Annotated in this window: 17 protein-coding genes and 1 tRNA gene; 9 read left to right on the top strand and 9 right to left on the bottom strand. The window is 42.3% G+C overall.

The features are described from left to right. The first annotated feature begins 58 nt into the window (after positions 1-58). The 6 genes from AC1DRQ_RS09105 (at position 59) to AC1DRQ_RS09080 (ending at position 6,104) form a co-directional block, all read left to right on the top strand. Positions 59-1,621, top strand: coding sequence for a M28 family peptidase (locus AC1DRQ_RS09105; protein ID WP_477423792.1), 1,563 nt, complete (start codon positions 59-61; stop codon positions 1,619-1,621). A gap of 116 nt (positions 1,622-1,737) precedes the next feature. Then, positions 1,738-3,126, top strand: a complete 1,389-nt coding sequence (locus AC1DRQ_RS09100) for a LutB/LldF family L-lactate oxidation iron-sulfur protein (protein WP_477423791.1) — start codon at positions 1,738-1,740, stop codon at positions 3,124-3,126. A 26-nt stretch (positions 3,127-3,152) separates the two neighbouring features. Beyond that, positions 3,153-3,692: a dihydrofolate reductase family protein gene (locus tag AC1DRQ_RS09095; RefSeq protein WP_477423790.1), complete on the top strand. Its 540-nt coding sequence runs from the start codon at positions 3,153-3,155 to the stop codon at positions 3,690-3,692. A gap of 525 nt (positions 3,693-4,217) precedes the next feature. After that, positions 4,218-5,201: a pyruvate dehydrogenase complex E1 component subunit beta gene (locus tag AC1DRQ_RS09090; protein WP_477423788.1), complete on the top strand. Its 984-nt coding sequence runs from the start codon at positions 4,218-4,220 to the stop codon at positions 5,199-5,201. Continuing rightward, positions 5,201-5,497, top strand: a complete 297-nt coding sequence (locus AC1DRQ_RS09085; RefSeq protein WP_477423874.1) for a zinc ribbon domain-containing protein YjdM — start codon at positions 5,201-5,203, stop codon at positions 5,495-5,497. The genes AC1DRQ_RS09090 and AC1DRQ_RS09085 overlap by 1 nt, the downstream gene beginning before the upstream one ends. Positions 5,498-5,606: 109 nt before the next feature. Then, positions 5,607-6,104 carry a hypothetical protein gene (locus tag AC1DRQ_RS09080; protein ID WP_477423786.1) on the top strand — a complete coding sequence of 166 codons (498 nt, stop codon included), beginning with the start codon at positions 5,607-5,609 and terminating at the stop codon, positions 6,102-6,104. Positions 6,105-6,153: 49 nt separating this feature from the next. Here the strand turns inward: AC1DRQ_RS09080 and AC1DRQ_RS09075 are convergent, their stop codons facing one another. The 3 genes from AC1DRQ_RS09075 to AC1DRQ_RS09065 form a co-directional block, all read right to left on the bottom strand. After that, on the bottom strand, positions 6,154-6,657 hold the full coding sequence (locus tag AC1DRQ_RS09075) for an FUSC family protein (RefSeq protein ID WP_477423785.1): 504 nt from the start codon (positions 6,655-6,657) through the stop codon (positions 6,154-6,156). 3 nt (positions 6,658-6,660) lie between these two features. Beyond that, positions 6,661-7,356, bottom strand: a complete 696-nt coding sequence (locus tag AC1DRQ_RS09070; protein WP_477423783.1) for a molybdopterin-dependent oxidoreductase — start codon at positions 7,354-7,356, stop codon at positions 6,661-6,663. A gap of 285 nt (positions 7,357-7,641) precedes the next feature. Further along, entirely contained in the window at positions 7,642-8,295 is a 654-nt protein-coding gene (locus AC1DRQ_RS09065; protein ID WP_477423781.1) for a metal-dependent transcriptional regulator, read from the bottom strand. A gap of 124 nt (positions 8,296-8,419) precedes the next feature. Here AC1DRQ_RS09065 and AC1DRQ_RS09060 point away from each other — a divergent pair, with 124 nt between their 5' ends. Continuing rightward, entirely contained in the window at positions 8,420-10,885 is a 2,466-nt protein-coding gene (locus tag AC1DRQ_RS09060; protein ID WP_477423779.1) for a TonB-dependent receptor, read from the top strand. Between the two features lie 318 nt (positions 10,886-11,203). Here AC1DRQ_RS09060 and AC1DRQ_RS09055 read toward each other — a convergent pair whose 3' ends face one another. The 4 genes from AC1DRQ_RS09055 to AC1DRQ_RS09040 form a co-directional block, all read right to left on the bottom strand. Then, positions 11,204-11,872, bottom strand: coding sequence for a hypothetical protein (locus AC1DRQ_RS09055; RefSeq protein WP_477423777.1), 669 nt, complete (start codon positions 11,870-11,872; stop codon positions 11,204-11,206). Positions 11,873-12,090: 218 nt separating this feature from the next. Further along, positions 12,091-12,624 carry a hypothetical protein gene (locus tag AC1DRQ_RS09050; protein WP_429399646.1) on the bottom strand — a complete coding sequence of 178 codons (534 nt, stop codon included), beginning with the start codon at positions 12,622-12,624 and terminating at the stop codon, positions 12,091-12,093. Positions 12,625-12,746: 122 nt separating this feature from the next. Further along, a complete protein-coding gene (locus AC1DRQ_RS09045) occupies positions 12,747-14,486 on the bottom strand; it encodes a S41 family peptidase (RefSeq protein WP_477423775.1) in 1,740 nt (579 codons plus the stop codon). A 69-nt stretch (positions 14,487-14,555) separates the two neighbouring features. After that, on the bottom strand, positions 14,556-14,771 hold the full coding sequence (locus AC1DRQ_RS09040; RefSeq protein WP_477423774.1) for a hypothetical protein: 216 nt from the start codon (positions 14,769-14,771) through the stop codon (positions 14,556-14,558). Positions 14,772-15,046: 275 nt separating this feature from the next. Here AC1DRQ_RS09040 and AC1DRQ_RS09035 point away from each other — a divergent pair, with 275 nt between their 5' ends. Continuing rightward, positions 15,047-15,619: a porin family protein gene (locus AC1DRQ_RS09035; RefSeq protein ID WP_477423772.1), complete on the top strand. Its 573-nt coding sequence runs from the start codon at positions 15,047-15,049 to the stop codon at positions 15,617-15,619. Positions 15,620-15,700: 81 nt separating this feature from the next. Here AC1DRQ_RS09035 and AC1DRQ_RS09030 read toward each other — a convergent pair whose 3' ends face one another. Together AC1DRQ_RS09030 and AC1DRQ_RS09025 are read right to left on the bottom strand one after the other, a co-directional pair. After that, a complete protein-coding gene (locus AC1DRQ_RS09030; protein WP_477423770.1) occupies positions 15,701-19,126 on the bottom strand; it encodes a ThuA domain-containing protein in 3,426 nt (1,141 codons plus the stop codon). A gap of 530 nt (positions 19,127-19,656) precedes the next feature. Next, a tRNA-Asp gene (locus tag AC1DRQ_RS09025) sits at positions 19,657-19,768 on the bottom strand. Between the two features lie 152 nt (positions 19,769-19,920). Between AC1DRQ_RS09025 and AC1DRQ_RS09020 the strand changes: the two genes are divergently transcribed. Next, positions 19,921-20,397, top strand: coding sequence for an Lrp/AsnC ligand binding domain-containing protein (locus AC1DRQ_RS09020; RefSeq protein ID WP_076373882.1), 477 nt, complete (start codon positions 19,921-19,923; stop codon positions 20,395-20,397). Positions 20,398-20,446 lie beyond the last annotated feature (49 nt).

Raw genomic sequence — 20,446 nt, 5'->3', positions numbered from 1 at the left:
AGCCTCTTTTCTATAAGCCTCTACTACATAAACCATAAACACAATTAACTGATAATAAATGAAAAAAATAACGTTATGGGCATTTTCAACAGCATTTGTATTAAATGCCTGTGCCCAGCAAAATCCAACAGCTGTAAAATACGCGCAGCTCATTAGTGCAGATGATGCCAAAAAACACCTGAGCATTTTAGCATCTGACGCATTTGAGGGTCGCGAAACCGGTAAGCCCGGCGCCGAGAAGGCAGCCAACTACATAGCTGCTGAATTTAAAAGGTTAGGCCTGCAGGCTCCTGTAAATGGCTCCTATTTTTTAAACGTTCCGCTTACCGAAAATGCTTTAAAAGTAACCGCATTCACCGTAAACGGAAAAACGTTTGAGTACGGTCGGGATTTCTTTTTGAATGGCGCCTACCCTGATAATAACATCAATGTAAATGATATTGTGTTTGTAGGTTATGGAACCGACACCGAAATAGGCAACACTGACCTTACCGGGAAAATATTACTTTGGATAAACGAGGATAAGCCCGAAGCAGGTGCAACCCCAAATACGAGCTACCGCTTAACTGCTAACCGTACCAAAACTATTAAATATCTACAAAGTAAAAAACCGGCCGCCATACTTGCTGCCAATCCGGGCATTGCAGGCGCGCTTAGTCGTTTTGGTAAAAGTGTAACCAGTCCGCGCCTTACTATTAAAGACGCCGCTGCTAAACCTGCAAATACCAATGCACCTTTGTTTAATATCACTACCACACTGGCTGATGAGTTAATAAAACCAAGCGGTAAAACCTATGATCAGTTAAAAACTGCTTCGGCTGCGGCTATTACACCGGCTTTAAATGTAAAAAGTGCTGTAGTGATCAATTACGCCACTACAAGGGGCGATGTAAAAGCAGTTGATGTGCTTGGCTATATGCCCGGTACCGATCTGAAGGACGAAGTGCTGATATTCTCGGCCCATTACGACCATATCGGTCTTAATCCCGATGAAAAGGCTAAAGACAAAGTAAATAACGGTGCCGACGACGATGGATCAGGAACAACCGGCATCCTTGAAATTGCACGTGCGTTTGCCCAGGCTAAAAAAGACGGACATGGCCCGCGCCGCAGTATCCTGTTTTTAGGTAATGTAGGCGAAGAAAAAGGTTTGCTGGGTTCTGAGTATTATTCAGAGCATCCGGTATTTCCACTGGCCAATACCATTACCGATCTTAATATTGATATGATAGGTCGTGTAGGATACGAATACATTGGCAAGCCCGATTCTGCAAATTATGTATATGCTATAGGTTCGGCCATGTTGAGCAAGGAGCTGCATAATGTTGGCGAGCAGGCTAACAATACCTACACCAAATTACATCTTGATTATAAATATGATGATCCAAACGACCCTAACCGGTTCTACTATCGCAGTGATCATTATAACTTTGCCAAACATGGTGTGCCCATCATATTTTACTTTAACGGCGTACATGACGATTACCACCAGCCAGGCGATGAAGTAAGTAAAATTAACTTCCCACTGCTGGCCAAACGTGCACAACTGGTATTTTACACCGGCTGGGAACTGGCCAACCGCGATAAGCGCCCGTTAGTTGATGGGAAGGCGAGTGAATAAATAAAGACCTGTAGAGACGCATTATATGCGTCTCTTTTTGTTTGTGGTAATATTTAAGACGCAAATTTGCATTTCTACAAAAACAATCTAAACAAAAAAACCTTATTTTCGCATATATGGGAAGCACTGCGGAAGAGTTTTTGGTTGCCTCAACAGAAAAGGCATTTGATGTTGATCACCGCCGTATTATCAATAACAACATTGATAAATACAGCACCTCGGTAGCGCGCGGCCTTTCCCGCATCATTAACCTTGACAATGCCAAACGCAAAGGGCATGTGATAAAATGGAAGGTGATGGAGAACCTGGATAAGTTTTTACCAGAGTTTGAGGCCAATTTCCAAAAGCGCGGCGGCAAAGTAATATGGGCCAATGATGCCGAAGAGGCCAACCGCGAGATCCTGAACATTATAAAAAAAGCAAACGCTAAAACGGTAGTTAAATCGAAATCAATGGTTACCGAGGAAATTCATTTAAATGAGTTCCTGGAAAGTAATCATGTGGAATCATTAGAAACCGACCTGGGCGAATACATTGTACAGTTGCTGGGCCAAAAGCCATATCATATAGTTACCCCGGCCATGCACCTCAGTAAAGAGGATATAGCCAAACTGTTTCACGAGCGCTTTGGCACCCCTATTGATGCCACTCCCGAGCAGCTTACGCTAAAAGCCCGCGAATTATTGCGCGATAAATATTTACTGGCCGATATAGGTATAACCGGGGCCAACTTCCTGCTGGCCGATACCGGCAGCATCGCCATTAGCGAGAACGAGGGAAACGCCCGCTTGTGCACCACATTCCCCAAAATACATATTGCCATTGTGGGGATCGAAAAGATCATCCCTTCCATTGCAGATCTTGACCTGTTCTGGCCTATGCTGTCCACCCATGGTACCGGCCAAAATCTTACTGTTTATAATACTATTTTAAGCGGCCCGCGTCAGCCTGACGAAACCGACGGGCCCGATGAAATGTATGTGATATTGCTGGATAATGGCCGCACCAATCTGCTGGCTCAAAAAGATCAACGGCAGGGCCTGTATTGCATCCGTTGCGGCGCCTGCTTAAACGTATGCCCTATTTATAAGAACGTAGGCGGTCACACCTATAACACTACTTACAGCGGCCCTATTGGCTCTATTATAACCCCACATACCCGCGGGATGGATGAGTTTAAGCACCTGAGTTATGCATCAAGCTTATGCGGCAGGTGTACCGAGGTTTGTCCGGTAAAAATTGATATTCACAAAATGTTGTTGCTTAACCGCCGCGATGCAGTGAATGAGCACTTAACTAACGCCAAAGAACGCTGGGGCTGGAGTATCTGGAAAAAAGGCATGCTTAAACGCAAGCTTATGGATTTTTTTGGCGGCAAAATGAAAAACTATTTGCTTAAAACTTTCTTTAAGAAGTCGTGGGGCCATTTCAGAGAGATGCCAAACGTAGCCGAAAAATCGTTCAGCAAACAATGGCAGGAAAAAAACCGCGTCACCGAAGAATAACCACATCATACCTTTAAAAAATATCTATGCGGAAAGTGATTTTAAACCTGGCCATGAGCCTCGACGGTTATATTGAAGGTCCAAATGGCGAATACGACTGGTGTTTTGCGGATCAAGATTATGGCATGACTGAGTTTTTAAACAGCACCGATGCTATTTTCCTGGGACGCAAAAGCTATGAAATGCTGATGGCTTCCTATCCAGAAATGTTCGCGGCGCTAAAAATGTATGTATTTTCAGATACCCTCACCCATGTAGAAGGGAATAATGAAATCATTACCAGAGCTGATTTTAAGCAACGCGTCTATGAAATCAGGAACCAGCCGGGTGCCAATATCTGGCTGTATGGCGGTGCCGAACTGGTATCGGCATTTATAGCGCAAAATCAAATCAATGAATTATTACTATCCGTACATCCCACAATTTTAGGCAGCGGCAAGCCATTGTTTATTGATATTAAAGAACGTACTGACCTGGTGCTTCTTGGCTCAGAACAGTTTAGCAGCGGACTGGTACAACTTAAATATACCCTCAAACCAAAGTTTGATATGGGAATGCTTGGATAGCCCATGCCCTATATGGCTGTCATGCTGAGCCCCGTCGAAGCGTGGTGGGCAGGCCTCTCCGCGCGATCCTTTGACGAGCCCAGGATGACAGACCTTTTAAAATTCAAGTCATGCCGAATTTATTTCGGCATCTCACATGTAAGGTTCACACAGTGGCTATCCGTCCAGTGGGATCCTGAAACAAGTTCAGGATGACCTATCTCTCAATCAACCAAAATCACTTTTGCTTAATCAGATACATAAACGTAACCGCAGTAACTTCAGGATTCTTATTCTTTACCAAGCGAAAACTCATATTGCTGACCTCAAATTTAATTTCAAAATATAACGCCTTATGGTGTTAGCGGCACCTTGGGCAAGGTTTTTTAACGACGGAAATTTCATTAGTATAAGGTTTATACCAGCAATGTACTGTTTTTTGTAAAATATATGCGGTAAAACCTTATCTGCACCGGGTTAGGGATTGCATTTTACACATTAGTGTTTATATTTGCGGTCGCAAAAAACATCATTTTATATAATATAATGAGAGAAATACAATTCAGAGAAGCGCTAAGAGAGGCCATGGTCGAAGAAATGCGCAGCGACGACAAAATATACCTGATGGGTGAAGAGGTTGCCGAATACAATGGCGCCTACAAAGTAAGTCAGGGTATGTTGGATGAGTTTGGTGCCAAACGCGTTATTGATACGCCCATTTCTGAATTAGGCTTTGCCGGTATAGGCATTGGCTCGGCCATGAATGGTTTGCGCCCCATCATTGAGTTCATGACCTTTAACTTTTCGTTAGTGGCCATTGACCAGATCATCAACGGTGCAGCCAAGATCATGTCAATGAGCGGTGGCCAGTTTTCGGTTCCAATCGTTTTCCGCGGCCCAACCGGTAACGCGGGTATGCTTAGCTCGCAACACAGCCAGTGTTTCGAAAACTGGTATGCCAACTGTCCGGGTTTAAAGGTGGTAGTACCATCAAACCCATATGATGCAAAAGGTTTATTAAAATCGGCTATAATTGATCCGGATCCGGTTATTTTCATGGAATCTGAATTAATGTATGGCGATAAAGGCGAAGTACCAGAAGATACCTATTATATTCCTTTAGGAAAAGCAAAAGTTGTTAAAGAAGGTACTGATGTTACTTTAGTTGGCTTTGGTAAGATCATGAAAGTGGTTATTGCTGCCGCTGCCGAACTGGAGAAAGAAGGTATTCACGCCGAAGTGATTGACCTGCGCACCGTTCGCCCTATTGATTACGCAACAGTAATTGAATCGGTTAAAAAAACAAACCGTTTGGTAATCATTGAAGAAAGCTGGCCTTTAGGTTCAATTGCTACCGAGGTTGCCTTTAAAGTACAAAAAGACGCGTTTGATTACCTTGATGCGCCTATACTACGCATTATGGGTGGCGATGTGCCACTGCCTTACGCACCAACTTTAATACAGGAATACCTGCCCAACCCTGAAAGGGTAATTAAAGCGGTTAAAGAAGTAATGTACGTTACTAAGTAATTACGCTATACAGCTATTATAAAAAAGCCTGCTCTTGTGGCAGGCTTTTTTATAACATAAAATTTAAAAAAACGGCAATTGAACAATCAAACGTAAAAGACAGCAACGGCAATATCCTTAACGAAGGCGATTCGGTAACCCTGATAAAAAGCTTAAAAGTTAAAGGCGGAGGTGTTACGTTAAAACAAGGTACCCTTGTAAAAAAGATCCGCCTTACCGATAACGACGAGGAGGTTGACTGCAAGATTGATGGTATGAGCATTGTGCTTAAAACCGCTTTTTTAAAGAAACGGTAGTTGGCCGATCACCACTCTAATTTCCCTTCATAAATTTTACCGGGATTTTACTTGTACACAAAGGTTGATATTATTTAATTACCTATTTTTAGGCCAATAAAATATCAGTATGCAATACTTCAGCCTTAAAGCAATAAAACCGACACTTTTTGTAATATTAGCCTGCATTTTTTGTAGCACAGCCTTTGCACAAACCCCAACAGCTACAACCACAGTAAAGGCACCGGCAGCAGCTATTACCGGCGTAACCACTTATATCGACAAGTTTTTTAAAACCTATGAAAAGGATGGCACTTCAAGGGCCATCATCAATATTTTTAAAACCAACCCATTGGTCGATTCAACCAGCTTAAAGGGTTTGATAGCCAAAATAGATACTACACGTGGCTTAATTGGCATGTATATAGGTAAAGAGCTAATTGTTCAACGTAAGGCTTCAAACAGCCTGGTATTATACAGCTATCTGGTTAAACATGAAAAACAACCGGTAAGATTTACCTTTATGTTTTACAAACCTAAAAGCGACTGGGTGATATACCGCCTGTATTTTGACGATCAGGTTGATAATGAACTGGAAGAATCGGCCAAGATAAACGGGAAACCGTAAAAGCTGAAAGCAAAAAGCTGAAGGCTTAAAGCTTTTACTTGTATTCGCTTTAGGCTTTTTGCCTTGAGCTTTTTGCCTTAAGCCGGATAATTGAGTTACAAAGCATCGTGACCATCAGGGCTACCAGGCAGCCTGCCACGACGCAGGTTACCCGCTCCAACGCTATGTACCAATGCTTTTCCAGCTCTTCCTGTATGGTAACAATAACAAGGGCGGCAAGCGCGCTTCTTAAGGTATGGGTGATCTTAAAAGCAATTCCTATGCCTATGGTCATAACCACACCTACACATAATATTAACAGGTTAGGCAAATGCAAGGGATACAAACAAAGACCAACGGCACAGCCCAGCACATTCGCCTTCATCCTATCATATGCCTGTTGATTGCTATCATCGGGTGATAAAGCAACCACTACAGAAACAATGGCCCAATAAAAGGGGTATTGAGGGATATACTTATATAATAAGTAACAAATTATAACCCCTATTAAGCATTTTATTAAATAAACAAAATTTGTTGAATATGCGGTCCTGCTAAGCTCTATTCTTCCCATATATTAGTCACTGTACCGGTCATTACGCCATGGATATGCAGTATTTGAGTAGCCGCGATCTTCCCAAAAGCCTAATCTGTTTTCGGTTAAAAATTCTATGCGCTTTATCCATTTAGAACCCTTCCAGGCATACAACTGAGGGGTTATCATCCGCACCGGGCCGCCGTGTTCTTTTTGCAGGGGTTGCCCTTCAAAAGTATGTACCAATAACACATCGGGCTTTAATGCTTCCTCAAGCGATAGGTTGGTGCTGTAAGTATCGTAACCATAACACATAATATGTGTGGCATTCTCTTTAGGATGAACCAATGCAGCCAGATCAAGCAGGCTAACACCTTTCCAGGGCATATCGAGTTTTGACCATGTAGTAACGCAATGAAAATCAGAAGTATCTTTGGTTTGCGGCAGATCCATAAACTCTTTCCAGGTAAGCTTTACCGGGTTTTCAACGGCGCCATCAATGGTGAGTCTCCACCGGTCGAGCGGAATAGCAGGCTGATACCCGAGGTCAAGCACCGGCCACTTGTAAGTAACTGTTTGGCCTATGGGCAGGGCCGGCATACCGTGGCGGTTTGTCTTGCCCGATCCGCGCGGTGCATCATCGGCAACCGATGGGGTGAGCTTCATCTTTTCCTCAAACCGGGCTTTTAGCTTCATCCGGGCCTCAATGATGCGGGTAAGTTTTTCTGATTCTTCCATGGCGGTGTGTTTACTATTAAAGTTAAGAAGAAAAGTTCATTACCACTATGGCCGCAATAACATATAACAAAGTAAGGCTGTCATGGAGCCTGTCGAAGTATGGTGGGCAGGCCTTTACGCGCAGCGCAATTCTTTTTTCTGAACTTTGATTAACCGGATTAAAGGATTAACACGATTTTATTTCTTACCCCACTTGTCATGCTGAGCTCAGTGAAGCATCTATTCGCTGTACACATAGTTTGCTAACAGATCCTTCGCTATCGCTCAGGATGACAAACAAAAAAATCAATCTATCAGAATATTCTCGCCAAACTTTTGAGATACTGTAGTATTTTCCTTGCCGCTGATACTGATCACCAGTGAATTATCAAAAGGTATTTTTTCAACCAACTGTATGCGTGTACCTATACCTATGTCCAGCTTTTGCAGGTATTGCAAAAACGAACTGCTGGTATCCCGTACAGCGGCTACCCGGCAGGCGTCGCCCCCTTTTAGGTCGGTTAAGGTTACTGAGTACGGTTTGGGTACTTTACCATTGGCCTTGGGTATAGGATCGCCATGCGGGTCATACTCAGGGAAACCCAGGAATTTATCGAGCCTGTCTGCAAGCGTGGCGTTGCTAATGTGTTCCAGCTCCTCGGCAATATCATGGATCTCATCCCAGTGATAGCCCAGCTTTTCCAGCAAAAAAACCTCCCACAAACGATGGCGGCGCACTATCAGTACGGCATCCTTTAAACCTTGCGCGGTTAGCTTTACTCCATTCTTTTTATCATACGCTATCAGCTGTTTTTCGGTGAGCTTACGTATCATATCCACCACCGATGCCGGGTTATTACCCAATGATTCGGCAATTGCAGTAGGCGTTATTTTGAAATTGGTTTGCTGGGCAAGCCTGTAAATGGATTTTAAATAATTCTCTTCTGATAATGTGTACATCCCCAATATGATTACACACAAACATAGGCAAAAACATTGCGTTTATTGTAAAATTAGTCAAGACTAATTTTTTTACTTTAATTAATCAAATAATTTAAATATGTTTGCACGAAATTAAATCACTATGCGCTTTATACTTTTACTTCTTATATTACTTACCAGCAACTATTTATACGCCCAAAATGGAGTTGTAAAAGGCCGAATCACCAGCCATAATGAACCAATATCCTATGCATCGGTAAGTATTAAAGGTATCGGCAAGGGTACCAGTACCAACAGTAAGGGTTATTACGAAATAAAAAATATTCCGGAAGGTACTTATGGCATAATCATTAGCAGCATTGGTTACGAACCCGAGACCATTAATATCACTATCCATAGTAATGAGCCAGTTGTTAATGACATTATACTAAAAGAAAAACCTTCCAAACTCAATGAGGTGGTGGTTACCGGTGTATCTCGTGCTACACAATTACGCAGCAACCCTGTACCTATAGCTGTAATGACCAAAAAAGATATTGAACAACACGTAAATAATAACATTATTGATGCCATTGTAAAAGGAGTGCCGGGTGTAAGTGCTGTTACTACCGGGCCAAATATTTCTAAACCTTTTATCAGGGGCCTTGGCTATAACCGGGTTTTAACGTTATACGATGGTATGCGGCAGGAAGGGCAGCAATGGGGCGATGAACATGGTATCGAGATAGATCAGTATGGCATAGGCCGCGCCGAAGTGATAAAAGGCCCGGCCAGTTTAACGTATGGCTCTGATGCGCTGGCGGGTGTTATTAACATGATACCCTATATCCCTAATGGCGACGATGGTAAATTGAATGGCGATGTAATAACCGATTACCATACTAATAACGGCATGATAGGCACCTCTGTTGGTTTATCATACAAAAAAAATAGCTGGAAATATGCCTTTCGCGCTACCGCCAAAACAGCGCATGACTACCAGAACAAAGTTGACGGGCTGGTTTATAATACGGGCTTCCGTGAATTTAATTTATCGGGCATTGCCCGGGTTGATAAATCATGGGGATACTCGCAAATTGGTGCTACGCTGTATGACAATCGTCAGGAAATACCCGATGGCAGCCGCGATTCGCTCAGCAGGCGGTTTACTAAACAAATATACGAAGGGGGTTTAGATGACATCAAAAACCGCCCCATAGTGCCTGATAATGAGTTACGTTCATATACTATTGCGCCACTGCACCAGCGCATACAGCATTATCGCTTGTATACTACCAACTCTTTTAAAACCGGCGATGGCAGCATCAATACTTCATTGGGTTTTCAACAAAGTATCCGCAGGGAATATAACCACCCTACCGTTCCTGAACAGGCTGGTTTATATGTGGTGCTTAATACAGTTAATTACGATGTACGGTACAACCTGCCATCATTCGGCGGAGTTGAAACTACTGCGGGCATTAACGGCATTTACCAGGCCAACCGCAGTAAGGCCGCTACCGACTTCCCCATACCCGATTATAATTTGTTTGATGCCGGAGGGTTCCTGTTCGTCAAAAAAAGCTTTGCTAAGATTGATATATCCGGCGGTATCCGATATGATAACCGGCACATCAGCTGGAATAATTTTTATGTGGGTACCAATGCGCAAACAGGCTTTGGTCAACAAGCCCGCCTGCCTGATACTGCCGGCGCCAGCTTGCAGTTCCCGTCATTTAAACATACTTACCAGGGATTTTCGGGCAGCCTGGGACTTACCTATAACATCAGCGACCGCTTGCTGCTAAAAGCGAATATCGCGCGGGGCTACCGTGCACCAAATATTACCGAAATAGGCTCAAACGGACTTGACCCGGGGGCGCATATTGTATACCTGGGCAACCGCAGCTTTAATCCCGAATTTAGCTTGCAACAGGACCTTGGCTTTATTGCCTACCTGAGCGATGTTGACCTGATTGCCGAAGTATTTAACAACAATATTGACAACTACATTTATCAGGCTAAAGTTAACGACGCTAATGGAAACCCTGTAATTATTGTACCGGGCAACAGCACCTACCAATACCAGCAATCAAAGGCAAGGCTTTATGGTGCCGAATTTACCCTGAACCTGCACCCACAAAGCATTAAATGGCTTGCCCTTGATAATAGCGTGGCCTGGGTAACCGGAATTAATAAAAATCCGCAACTGATAGCTCAATACGGCAACGCAGCCAAATACCTGCCCTTTATACCGCCGCTACATATCCGGTCGGCATTAAAGGTGAGCTTGCCGGGTACATATGGCCTGTTTACCAAATTAAACGCCCGTATTGAAGCCGATAGTTATGCAAACCAAAACCATTTTTACGCGCTTGACAATACCGAAACTTTTACAAAGGGATACACCCTGTTTAATGCCGGCCTGGGTTTTACTATTAAACCTGCTAAAGCAACCACATCATTCTATGAGTTTTTTATACAGGGGGATAATTTATTTAATACTGCTTATCAAGCTAACTTGAACCGACTTAAATATTTTGAATATTACAAGTCATCGCCCAACGGGCATACCGGTATTTACAACATGGGCCGCAACATAAGCTTTAAAGCTATTTTGCATTTTTAGTGGAATTATATTACCCGGCTGGAGCCTACAGGTGTTCGAAAGAATAAAAAGAAAGCTTGGGGTCAGTGCGATTCCTTCCCTGGGGAAGGGGAGGTAGGGGTTTATTGAGCATAAAGGTTTAATCGCGCGTAGAAACCCCTCCCTGCCACTGCACAATCCACCTCACCCCTCCCAAGGGAGGGAATATATACTGCAATTACAATCTTCCCAACACCTGTGGACTGGAGCCGGGCGACGGCCTAAGAAGAAATTCCGTATCAAACAAAACAGGCCTCCTTTTTTAGGAAGCCTGTTCATATAATACCTTAACAATAATAATTAGTTCCTGCCATGGCCACCACCATGACCACCTCCATGGTTCCCGTGACCACCGCCGTGATTGCCATTGCCACCACCGTGGTTCCCATGACCGCCGCCATTACCCGGACGCCCGTGACCACCACCCCAGTGATTGCCGCCGCCATGTCCGTAATTGCCCCGGTTATAACCACCTCTGTGGCCATAATTTGGACGTCCATAATGATTACCTCCATAATTGCGGGAATGGCTATAGGCATACCTGCGGCTATAGTCGCCTCTCCAATGGTGGGCATACCTGGCATCACGGCTGTTACGGATGATCACCTGATCATGGCGACCCCTGTAACCATAATACCTTGTTCTGTAAACATCATTCCTTAACCAGGGATCGCGATCATTAATAACCACCTTGTAGCCACCATACAGGTTGTAATTACGGTAACGTACCGGTAAATAGGTACGGTGTACCCATACATTATTATCATAATATACATACTGGTGAGTTGGCACATAGTAGTAAGTATCAATATCGGGCATATAATAATAGTCAGCATGGTCATATCCTACCGGGCCCCAATCGGGCTGGCTGCCAATATTTACGCCTAAGCTTATACCTACCTGGGCGCTGGCTGTTTTGTACGTTAAGCAGCTTAATAATATTGCTGCTGATAAAATGAGCTTTTTCATTAGAAAGTTTTTTTAAGTGTTGATAAAGTTATCATGGTTAATTCCATTGTTTGAATAGCAGGCCATGATCGCTTCATTTTATGGAGGTATGACAATGATTATCGTAAAAAGTTTAAATTTTAATTTTACCTTCCTTTACATAGTCTAAAATTATGCCATAAAAAAACAGGCTCTTCAATTAAGAAGAGCCTGTTTTATATAAAAATTAACAATACAAATTAGTTTCTGTGGCCCTGCCCGGGATTGTCACGATGGTCATCATGTTTATCACGGTTGCCATTATCCTTGTGAACAGTTTTTGTTTTGTGAACAACAACCCTGCGACCTTGTCCGCGGTTATCATTGCCATTCCAGTGGTTGCGGTACTTAACATCTTTACTATCGCGAATGATGGTTTGGTTACGCTGTCCTCTGTATGAGCTGTATTTAGTTCTATAAACATCATTGTGAACCCATGGGGTACGCTCATTTACAACAACTTTATACCCATTATATACATTATAATTACTGTAGCGTGGTGGCAATGCGGTTGTATGCACCCATACATTATTATTCAGGTACACATACTGATGAGCATTAACATCATAGTACGAATCAATATCAGGCATATAATAATAGTCTGCATGGTCATATCCTGTTGGGCCCCAATCGGGCTGGCTGCCAATGTTTATGCTTAAGCTTATTTGAGCACTGGCTATTTTTACTGATAAGCAGCTAAAAAATATGGCTGCTGTTAAAATTAACTTTTTCATAGTTTTATCGTGTTACTTTGTATTTAAGACGATAAGCTACGGCAATAGTTTAGCCATTACCCATAACATACAGGTAACTAATTGGTTACAATTTTTAACACCATGATGTACAATGTGTTGGCTTATTGGTCGTCGTCGGTATCTTTATCGGCATTCTTTTTACCTGCCATAGCCAGCATAGGTTTGCCAATTACCTTATAGTTGCCTTCGCCTTTTAGTATGGATGCCAGCTGAACCTTGTCCTGCATGGTTTTTATGGCCTGGGCCAGTTCTTTATCATACTTAAAGTTGGTTTCGTAACGGCCCCGTTCATAATAATAGCGCGAAGCTATCTCATTTTCAAGCACCTGTTTTATTTCGGGCTTATGTTGTTGCAGATCATTCTTTTTACTGGCCAGCAGCTTTGATTTTAAAATATCATACTCATTTTGGATCTCAGTAAACTGCTTTTCTTTGGTTGCTTCTGTTTTCAGGCTGCCCAGTAATTTTTCAGATGCTGTGGTATAACTGTAGTTTTTATCGGCCAGGTATTTTACAAAATCATTGTAATCAGCATCTGATAAACTGAAAGATTTTGGTTCGGTAATTTTGGGGTGCGCATCACGATAAACGGTAGCATAATCAAATATCAGCAGTTTGCCTACCAGTGCCTGGGTTACATTGGCAAATTTTTCCTGTTTAATAAAAATATCAGGATAAATACCGCTGCCATCATATACTGATCTTCCGTTTTTGGTTTTAAACTCATGTATCAGCGAATCGGCCACTTTTACTACACTACCATCATCCTTGCGGTGGCTATAATCAAGTGCCTGTATGCAACGGCCCGACGGCACATAGTATTTGGCAATGGTTATTTTAACCAAACTGTTATAAGGCAGGTTAAACGTTTGCTGCACCAGCCCTTTGCCATAGCTGCGCTGACCAATAATAATAGCACGGTCCAGGTCCTGCAGAGCGCCCGCAACAATTTCTGATGCCGAGGCTGAGTGGCTGTTAACCAGCACCACTAAAGGTAAATTAGGCTCAAGTGGTGTGCTTATTGTACTATAGGTAAAGTTTTTATCCTTGATCTTTCCTTTTTGCGATACAATCTCTACGTCCTTTTGTACAAAAAGGTTCACAATTTTTACCGCTTCCTGTAATATACCGCCACCATTGGAGCGCAAATCAAGTATTATACCGTTGGGGTTGCTCTTTTTCAAAGTTGTTAAAGCATTTGTAACTTCGCCTGCAGAGTTTTCCAGGAATTTATCCAGCTTAATATAACCCATATTGCCATCAACCATACCATAGTAGGATACGTTAGGCTGTTTAATTTCATCGCGTATCAGGTTTTTTTCAAATGGCTGCGGCGTATTATCACGTTTAAGTAGCAATTTTATGGCAGCGCCTTTTGAGCCTTTAAGCAACTGGCTTACCTGGTCGTTATTTTTACCGTTAAGGTCAATGTCATTTATTTTAAGGATCTGATCGCCCGGGTGAACGTCGCCTTTTTGAGCCGGAAAGCCTGCAAAAACATCCGAAACGTACACTTTTCCTGTACGCGAGAAAATGCTGGCGCCAATACCGCCATACTGCGTGCTTACATAATGCAGCTTATAATCTTCTATTTCTGATTCAGGAACAAATTCGGTATAAGGATCAAGACCATCAAGCATGGCATCAACGCCGGTTTTCACCAGCTTTGAAGAGTTGATGTCATYAACGTAGTTAATATTTACTTCTTTGTATACTGATGCAAACACATCCAGATTTTTTGAGATCTGGAATAAGTCATCATTAAAAGCCATCACTCCGCCGGCCAGCAATGCAATACCAGCAAATAAACCTATCCTTTTGTATCTTTTATTGATCACCATTACCCTATTTCAACATATAAACGTATAAAAATACAAAAAGCATATCGGTTTTAAAAAATTCAGCCTTATTTACAGGCGGTTATTATCAATATTCACCAATGCTTTTCTCAAAGTGAACACCACATATCTCCTGTCGCGGTTTACCAGGTCCATTAATTTGGTTATCAGGCTTTCTTCCTGGCCTTCAGAGTATTGCAATTGCTCATCGGTAAGGTGGTTATATTTACGCTGTACCTTGATTTTTACCCGTTCCCACTCTTTGTTTGTGATACTGATCTCAGCCATGATTAATTATTTTCAGCAAAAATATAAAAAATACAGTGCAGGCAAGGCCTAAAATATCTGTAGCTCATTTAATCGGTAAATATACTGCAGGAGAGGTGATATTGGCATAGTTTCAGTTGAATTTCCATGCAACATTTAAAATTTTGGCTCGTCAATTGATAGGCTACTATACAAGGCTTAAAAATTTGGCCTTGTTTATAAACTAACTAAATTTTAAAAAATGCCGGGTACAATAGTAAATAAGAATGCAACCGGCATAAACTAACATCAAGATTATGAAAAAGTATTTATTAAGTGCAGCGTTACTGATTGCTGTAAGCATCGGCGCTAAGGCACAAGTTTCATTAGGTATTAAGGGAGGTGTTAATTTTTCAAAAATCAGCTCCGACAATTTAAAAGAATCAAACCTTACCGGTTACCAGGCCGGTTTATTTGCCCGCGTGGGTAACAGCTGGTATTTTCAGCCAGAACTTTATTTAAGCGGAACCGGCGGTAAATTTGAATCGAGCGAAAACAACCAGAATTTTAGTGGCAAAGTAAGGTTCACCAACCTTAACGTACCACTACTTATTGGTAAATCATTCGGCGAAAAAGATCTGAATTTCCGTGTTATGGGCGGCCCTATATATACCTATCAGCTGGATAAAAGCGGTAATTTAGGCGATAATATCAACGGAGCAGTTAACAATTTTAATAAAAGTAATATAGGTTACCAGGTAGGCGCCGGTGTTGATATAGGTGCCATCACTGCCGATCTGCGCTATGAAGGCGGCCTGACCAAAATAAGCGATAGCTTTGCCAAACGCCAGAATCTGTGGGCATTGAGCGTAGGCTTCAAAATATTTTAAGGTATAGCTTGATCTAACATAACAAACTCCATAAAAAAAGCCCCGGCGATAAATCGCCGGGGCTTTTTTAAATCATCAAATTTACTTGGCGCTAAACTGCACACCGGTTACACCGGCCTGCATGGCCACTGGTTTTACAGGTTTGTAAATAAAATAAAGCTTATGTAGCTTACCATCAGTAACCGGGTTAATTACCAAATGTGTAATACCCGCTTTTTGATCTTTTGCAGGCACAGGCATGCTTCCTTTACCCACCAGTTTACCATTGGGTGCATCAATGCGGGCTTCAAAATTAAAACCGATGCTTGGTGCGGCTTGCCAGAAGTGTGTCAGGTTTACTGATCGTAAACCGGTAAGATCAATGTTATCCAACTCAAACCAGCTTTCAGTTGGTGGCATGATCATGAGGTTGATGCCATTATACTTAAATGCCGTAAAGCCATTAACCTTTTCGCTGCCCGAAAACAAGTAATTATTGCTGTTTAACGTTGCAATACCGCGGCCGGTTAAAGCCTTGATACCCTCGCCACCCTCATCAGTATATTTGGCCGATAAAACCAATGTACTGGTTGGTTTCTTACCCGGATCAGGCAAAATTGAACCTGATGGCGGTAGGGATTTCTTTTGCGCGTCTTTATTATCAAGCGATAGTACCCAGGTTATGATCTGATCAACATCACCCTTTTTTATGGATGGGTGTGCCGACATCGCAGTTTCGCCCCAAACACCGCTACCGCCTTTAATTACCTTATCAGTAAGTTTTGTCATAGCATCAGGGTCTTTTTTGTACCTGGTGGATACATCTATAAATGATGGCCCTATTGATTTGCCTACCTCTTTATGGCAGCTTTTACAATCCATGGTAAGCATAATAGCTTTTCCGCTGTTTTCGGGTTCGCCCTGTTCCAACTGCGACGCTGAGACAGCTTTCTTGAAGCCATCAATATAATTAACCTCAACAAATATGCGTTTAGGGTCAACTTTAGCTGTATTTACACCATCAGTAACAGTCACCACGTAACTAAGAGGTATACCCGGCAAATAGAATGATTTGTTACCGCCGGTTAGTTTGATAGTTACTTCAGGTTTCTCGTTACCCGCATATACTTTTAACGGCATAGTTTTATCAGCAGCACCCTGGTTATCTTTTGCCTCAAGGATTATTTTATAATCGCCGGGCTTGGTATAGGTATAATCTAACTGTGGTACATCTGTTTGTTTGGTAACACCATTGCCTAAATCCCAGGTATAGACTATTTTATCGCCCTCAGGATCTTTGGCTTTGGCACTCAGTTTAACTGTAAACGGCAATTGACCTGATGTTTTATCAGCCTTTATAGATGAAATATCCGGCGGCCTGTTACCTGCAATGTAGTCAATACGGAATAAACCAGCGTCAGGATTTAGGGTGAACCAGCCGCTTCCATACTCTAAACCATATAATCTTCCATCGGGGCCAACCTCCATGTCAATCATAGAGTTTACTTTCAGGGTCGGGAAAAACGGTTCCATTTTATCAAAATCGCCGTTAGGCTGCATGGTTACAGCCATTATCCAGCCGCGCATCCAATCATAAGTTAAGAATTTGCCATTGTAATAATCTGGAAAACGGGTTTCTGCAGGGAACATATCGGTATAATATACCGGCCCGGCCATGGCATTACGTCCGCCGGCACCCACCTCCGGAAAATCAGCCGAGGGACCATAAGGATACCATATAAATGCCGATTGCGCAGGTGGCAGGTCTTTTAAACCGGTATTATTGCGCGATTCATTAACCGGATGCTTAGGGTCAAAGGCTTTGCCATATGCACCCGTGGTATAATTGTAAACATGGTAAGGCTTATTATCGGCCACAAAATATGGCCAACCAAAATTACCTGCTTTGCGGGCCTGGTTCACTTCGTCATAACCCATCGGGCCGCGAGTGTCTAAACTATCATTATGCGCATCAGGACCAACCTCGCCCCAATACAAATTCCCGTTTTTTTGATCAACGGAGATACGGTAAGGATTTCTGTCGCCCATTACATAAATTTCGGGACGGGTTTTTGGTGTACCCTTAGGGAACAGGTTTCCTTCGGGAATAGCATAAGTACCATCATCGTTGATCTTGATACGCATGATCTTACCGCGAAGGTCATTGGTATTACCGGCCGAACGGCGGGCATCAAACTGCAGGTGGCCGGGATCATCATTTAACGGAGCGTATCCACTGGTTACATATTTCTGCTTTTTTTCATCAAACGGAGTAGAGTTGTCACCAGCCGAAAAGAATAGCATTTTATCAGGTCCGGGACCAAAGGCTATTGAACCACCCGTATGACAGCATATCTCGCGCTGGGCCTTTACCTCCAGTATCACTTTTTCGGTTGATTTAATCAGGGTATCGTTTTTAAAAGTAAATCTTGATAAACGGTTTACTGAGCTATCGGCAGGGCTGTAATAAATATAAACCCAGTTGTTATTGGCAAAATCAGGGTCTTTAGCCAAACCAAGCATTCCCTCTTCGGCATTTACATTTGGGGTATGCAATGTTTTATAGTACACATCAAAATAGCCTACCTGTTTTACCTTTTGGGTATCGTGCTTATACAACATAATACCGCCGCGGCGCTGTAATACTAATATATCCAGGTTAGGTAGAATGGTCATTTCGGTTGGTTCAAAAAACTGACCTGTTGATAGCTGAGTCTTTTTAAACCGGTCCTCTTCAGGCGGCACCTGCGATTTTGCTTTAGCATAGTCCAGCTCATTATTGCTGCCTATAGCATATTTGATACCGGCCAACAGCATTTTCAGGTAGTTATCTTCCTTATATGATTCTTCGGTATGGCCCATAGCGGTATAAAACGCGCGCCCTCCATCAAAATCATGAAACCAGGTTGCCGGATGGTAACCCATACGCTTACCACCTTTATAACTGTTTTCATCCAAAGTGATCAGCACATGAACATCGGGTGCCAATTCTTTTTTAAAGGCATAAAATTCGTCGGTGCGTTTCCATACTTTAGGCAGGTGTTTCGTGGCGTCATTAGTAGCATCAACCACATTATAAGTACCCGGTTGTACATTTGGGTTTTTATCATGTATGCCCGGATGGTCATAAAACCAGGCTCCTACAAGCCTGCCATACCATCCCCAATCATATTCGGTATCGGTAGCGGCGTGTACACCTACAAAACCACCACCGGCTTGTATATAACGCTCAAACGCAATTTCCTGGCGATAGTTAAGCACATCGCCTGTGGTACTTAAAAAAATAACGGTTGAATATTTTTTTAAGTTATCCTCATTAAACATACCGGCGTTCTTGGTGGTGTCCACATCAAAACCATTCTCCCTGCCCAATTTTTGAATGGCTGCAATACCCGCATCAATAGATGCATGGTGAAAGCCCATGGTTTTGGAGAAAATAAGTACGCGGGGCTTATCAACGCGTTTTTTACTACAAGATAAACAGATACAGCAACAGGCTGCAAGTACCATCAGTACGATTTTTTTCATATATGCGCTAATTATAGGTTGGTTTTAACTGTTGTTTATTACAATAATAGGGTTTAATCRCAATCGATTGTAATAATTGGCAATGTATCAAATTTATAATTAAATATTGAAGCATCAATACCAATGTGTAAAAATGACACAGTAACATTTTTGATAGGATAAATCAAGAAAGATGAAGGACCTTTGATAAAGGATAAAAGATGGTGCGTAAAAAAATGTGTCTTATGTCTTGATTCTTTTCTTTTGATTTTAAATAAAAACCTTTAGAAACAGCAAAGCCCCTGATGGGCAGGGGCCTTTACTAACCAATTATAAACCTAAATTATGAGAAGAGCTGTAGGAGAAGGGGTCGAACCTTCACGGAGTGGTTATTTTCATTGCTGAAAGTTTCCCAATTTCTCCGCCACCGCGACAAGGAGGTGTGTCTGCCAAAAATTTCACCATCCTACAGGATATAAGTCTTCAGTTCGAAGTATTAAGTCGAAAGTCTTTCATTGACTTCTGACTCAGGGCTTCAGACTTAGAACTTGCTGTTGGGGAAGGATTCGAACCTTCACAGAGTGGTTAGCCCGCTTCGGGTTTTCCAGGATCTCCGCCACCGGGACAAGGAGGTGTGTCTGCCAAAAATTTCACCACCCAACATTGTTTTTTTGTTTAAAGAACGATAAGCAATTGTCATTTGCTTGATACAAATTTAATAGACCTATCAATTCCTTGCAAATATTTCAACAAAAATATTTTATTTTTATTCAAATTTTAATTAAACTTGTATTTCAATATAGATATTCAAATTTATGTCCCACAGAAAAGCTCAAAATTTAGAAATTGATAATCTTGATATTCAGATTTTATCAATATTAATGAAAAATGCTACTACTCCATACACTGAGATAGCTAAAGAGTTAATCGTTTCTGGCGGAACCATACACGTGCGGATGAAAAAGTTGGAGGAGATGGGTGTAATTAAAGGAGCCAGCCTGGAAGTAGATCCTCAGAAATTAGGGTATGACATTACAGCGTTTCTGGGTATTTACCTGGAAAAGGGTTCGCAGTACAATGAGGCGGTAAAGCAGCTGAAAACCATCAAGGAGATCGTTGAGCTGCATTACACCACCGGCGAATGGAGTATTTTTGCCAAAATTGTATGTCATGATACCACCCACCTGCGTGAGGTTTTGAATGAGCAGATCCAGGGCGTTAAAGGCATCCAACGTACCGAAACCTTCATATCGCTTGAAGAAAGCATCAGGAGGCAGATCACTTTGGAATAAACCTTTACGTTAAAAAATAAGATAAGGGGCTGTCATCCCACCTGTTTTC

It is taken from the genome of Mucilaginibacter sp. P4_E8 (assembly GCF_056401495.1).
The sequence above is the reverse complement of the archived record's forward strand: the minus strand, read 5'-3'. Positions and strand labels throughout refer to the sequence as shown.